This is a genomic window from Streptomyces sp. UH6, assembly GCF_013421635.1.
GTDB lineage: Bacteria > Actinomycetota > Actinomycetes > Streptomycetales > Streptomycetaceae > Streptomyces > Streptomyces abyssomicinicus.
The window spans coordinates 1-4036 of sequence record NZ_JACADT010000512.1 but is presented as its reverse complement, the minus strand read 5'-3'; the positions used below and the strand labels follow the sequence as shown (position 1 = coordinate 4036).

Here is a 4036-nt window from a genome sequence, read left to right as displayed (position 1 = left end):
TGGCCGCTGTCGCGGAAGGAGCCCCAGCCGTGCCAGCGGTCGATCTCGATCCAGGCGCTGACCCGGCCCCGTCCCCGCTCGGAGTACGGCTTGCCCAGGTAGTGGCGCGAGAGCCGGTCGATGCCGGACAGGTCGGTGTCGTCGCGCATCTCGGCGATCCGCCCGATGAGGGTGATGTGGGAGTACCAGTTGGTCTCGTCCAGGACGGTGAGGGTCACCCGCGGATCGTTGCGGATGTGCTCGAGCCGCTTGCGGCCCTCGTCCATGTTGACGAGAACCCGGCCGTCGTCCCAGACGTACCAGGTGGCGGCGGAGACCGGCTGGCCGTCCGCCCGGACGGTGGTGATCACCGCGGGGTTGGGCTTCTCCAGCATGGTGATCGCTGCTTCGGGAAGCGGCGGTTTCGACATCGTCTCTCCTCCTCGTCGCACGAGCGGGGCACGTGCGGGATCCTCCGACGGGGCGTCGCCCGGTCACGCTGCCACATCGGGCCGCCCGGGTCCCGCACCACCTGCCCCGAGTCCGCGGGGACACGCCGAAGGGCCCCCGGCCGGAGCCGGGAGCCCTTCGTCACGTCGGCCGGGCGGCGGATCAGGCGCCGCTGGCCCGCAGCATGTCCTCGCGCTCCACGATCTTCACGCGCTCGCGGCCCTGCGGCTCGCCCAGAGCCTTCTCCGCGGCGTCCAGCCGGTACCAGCCGTCCCAGGTGGTGTACCGCACCTGGCGCCCCGCCAGGAACTCCTCGACGGCCTCGGGGGCGGGGGAGGACGGCGTGTGCAGCCGGCCGTTGGCGTGGTCGTCGAGCAGGTTCGACACCGTCTCGTTGGCGTCGCCCTTGGTGTGGCCGATCAGACCGATCGGACCGCGGCGGATCCAGCCCGTGACGTAGGTGGACTGCAGGTGCTCGCCGTTCTCGATCACCCGGCCGCCCTCGTCCGGGACGGTGCCGGTGGCCTCGTCCCAGGGGAGCTTGGGCAGCGCGTCGGACAGGTAGCCGACGGCGCGGTAGACGGCGCCGAGGTCCCAGTCCTTGAACTCGCCGGTGCCCTTGACGTTGCCGGTGCCGTCCAGCGCGGTGCGCTCGGTGCGCAGCCCCACGACCTTCCCGTCCTCGCCGAGGATCTCCACCGGCGACTCGAAGAAGTGCAGGAACAGCTTGTGCGGGCGGTCGCCGACGTCACGGATCGCCCAGTTCTCCAGCGTCTTGGCGACCATGTCCGCCTGCTTGTTGCCGCGGCGGGTGGCGATCGAGCCCTCGTCGTAGTCGATGTCCTCGGGGTCGACGATGACCTCGATGCTGGGGGAGTGGTCCAGCTCCCGCAGCTCCATCGGGCTGAACTTCGCCTGCGCCGGGCCGCGGCGGCCGAAGACGTGGATCTCCTTGGCCTGGTTGAGCTTCAGGCCGTCGTACACGTTGGCCGGGATCTCGGTGGGCAGCAGCTCGTCGGCGGTCTTCGCCAGGACGCGCGCCACGTCGAGTGCCACGTTGCCGACGCCGAGCACGGCGACCTTGTCGGCGGTCAGCGGCCAGGTGCGCGGGACGTCGGGGTGGCCGTCGTACCAGGAGACGAAGTCGGCGGCGCCGTAGGAGCCGTCGAGGTCGACGCCCGGGACGGGCAGCGCCCGGTCGGCCGTGGCACCGGTGGAGAAGACGACCGCGTCGTAGAAGGCGCGCAGGTCGTCCAGGGTGATGTCGTTGGGGTAGTCGACATTGCCGAAGAGGCGGATCTGGGGCTTGTCGAGGACCTGGTGCAGCGCGGTGATGATGCCCTTGATGCGCGGGTGGTCGGGCGCGACGCCGTAACGGATGAGACCGAACGGGGCAGGCATCCGCTCGAAGAGGTCGACGGACACGCCGGGTTCGGCGGCCACCTCGGACTTGAGCAGCGCGTCGGCGGCGTAGATGCCGGCGGGACCGGCCCCGACGATGGCTACCCGCAGGGGGCGGGACATGTGCGATTTCCCTTCGAGCGGTGAACTGACTCGTGGGAAAGCCTAAGCTAAGGCAAGCCTTACCTTGAATGCGGGTCCGCTTTATGGACCCATAAGCTCGGCTTATGCGGGTGCCCGCCGCTCAGAGGTCGCGTGATCATCGTACCGCCACCGCGGGTGTCCGCCGGGGCCGCCACGCCGACCGTCGGCACATGGCTGCATATGGAATTCATTCTGGTGATTTCATGTTTTGTTCCGTCGCTCCGTGTCACCAGATCAGGTGAGGTCCTGCCGCCTCCGGCGGCCCGCGACAGGCGAGAGCGAAGGAATCCACCAGGCATGAGCGAGAGCAATCCCCTCAAGAGGGCTGCCCAGAAGATCACCGGCGAACCCGCCGCGACGGGCCCTCAGGACGGCGTGCCCGGCAAGCCGGGCCCCGAGTCGCCCTCGGTCGCCGAACCGACCGAGCCCAGGGAGCCGCTGCCCCCCAAGCCCGACCAGCGAGGCCCCGCCACCGTGTCGCCCACCGGCCAGACCACGGGCGTCGACCAGGCGAAGGTCGCCCAGGGCGGCGCCTACCTGACCACCGCCCAGGGTGTGCGGCTGTACGACACCGACCACTCGCTCAAGGCGGGCCCGCGCGGCCCGGTCCTCCTCCAGGACCACCACCTGCGCGAGAAGATCATGCAGTTCGACCACGAGCGCATCCCCGAGCGCGTGGTCCACGCCCGCGGCGCCGGTGTCCACGGCGTCTTCCAGTCCTACGGCACCGCCGCCTCCGTCACCAAGGCCGCCTTCCTCGCCAAGGACATCGAGACCGAGGTCTTCGTCCGGTTCTCCACCGTCCTCGGCTCCCGCGGCTCCTCCGACACGGTGCGCGACACCCGTGGATTCGCGACGAAGTTCTACACCACCGAGGGCGTCTTCGACCTGGTCGGCAACAACATCCCGGTCTTCTTCATCCAGGACGCCATCAAGTTCCCGGACGTCATCCACGCGGGCAAGCCCCACCCGGACCGCGAGATCCCCCAGGCGCAGAGCGCCCACGACACCTTCTGGGACTTCGTCAGCCTGCACACCGAGGCCGCCCACCACACGCTGTGGAACATGTCCGACCGGGGCATCCCGCGCTCCTACCGGATGATGGAGGGCTTCGGCGTCCACACCTTCCGGCTGGTCAACGCGGCAGGTGAGACCACCCTGGTCAAGTTCCACTGGAAGCCCAAGCTGGGCGTGCACTCCCTGGTGTGGGAGGAGGCCCAGATCGTCAACGGGGTGGACCCCGACTTCCACCGCCGTGACCTCTTCGACGCCATCGAGTCGGGTGCCTACCCGCAGTGGGAGCTGGGCATCCAGACCTTCCCCGACACCCCCGACCAGATGTTCGAGGGCATCGACCTGCTCGACCCGACCAACATCGTCCCCGAGGAGCTGGCCCCGGTCCAGCCGATCGGCCTGCTCACCCTCAACCGCAACACCTCCAACTTCTTCGCGGAGACGGAGCAGGTCGCCTTTCACGTCGGCCACCTGGTGCCGGGCATCGACGTCACCGACGACCCGCTGCTCCAGGGCCGCCTCTTCTCCTACCTGGACACCCAGCTCACCCGCCTCGGCGGCCCCAACTTCAACCAGCTGCCGATCAACCGGACCCACGCCCCGGTCAACGACATGCAGCGCGACGGCTACCACCAGACCGCGGTCCACCGGGGGGTGGCGCCCTACCGGCCGAACTCCCTCGACGGCGGCTGCCCGTTCACCGCGGGCGCCGACGCGGGCGCCTTCGTCGACGTGCCGGTGCGCCTGCCGGAGTCGGTGAAGGTCCGCGCCCAGTCCGAGACCTTCGACGACCACTTCAGCCAGCCGCGGCGCTTCTGGCTCTCCATGAGCCCCATCGAGCGCGAGCACATCATCGCCGCCTACACCTTCGAACTCGGCAAGTGCTACGAGCAGGCGATCAAGGAGCGCAACCTCCAGGTCCTCGCCAACATCGACCCGGTGCTGTGCTCCAAGGTCGCCGAGGGCCTCGGCCTGCCGGCGCCCGAGCCGACCGTGCCGCTCGCCGACGTGCGGCCCAGCCCGGCGCTCTCCCAGGTCGGCGAGGTCT

The 4036-nt window shown here is 69.8% G+C and carries 3 protein-coding genes; 1 reads left to right on the top strand and 2 read right to left on the bottom strand.

The features are described from left to right. Window positions 1-410, bottom strand: a 410-nt coding sequence (locus tag HW445_RS21045) for a PPOX class F420-dependent oxidoreductase (RefSeq protein ID WP_180222538.1), incomplete at its 3' end; no start/stop codon positions are given. Window positions 411-591: 181 nt separating this feature from the next. Beyond that, the gene (locus tag HW445_RS21040) at window positions 592-1953 is read right to left on the bottom strand and encodes an FAD-dependent oxidoreductase (RefSeq protein WP_180222537.1); all 1362 of its coding nucleotides are present in this window, start codon (window positions 1951-1953) and stop codon (window positions 592-594) included. Between the two features lie 318 nt (window positions 1954-2271). On the opposite strand from HW445_RS21040, the gene HW445_RS21035 reads away from it, so the two are divergent. Next, the coding region (locus HW445_RS21035) for a catalase (RefSeq protein WP_180222536.1) at window positions 2272-4036 on the top strand (1765 nt) is incomplete at its 3' end.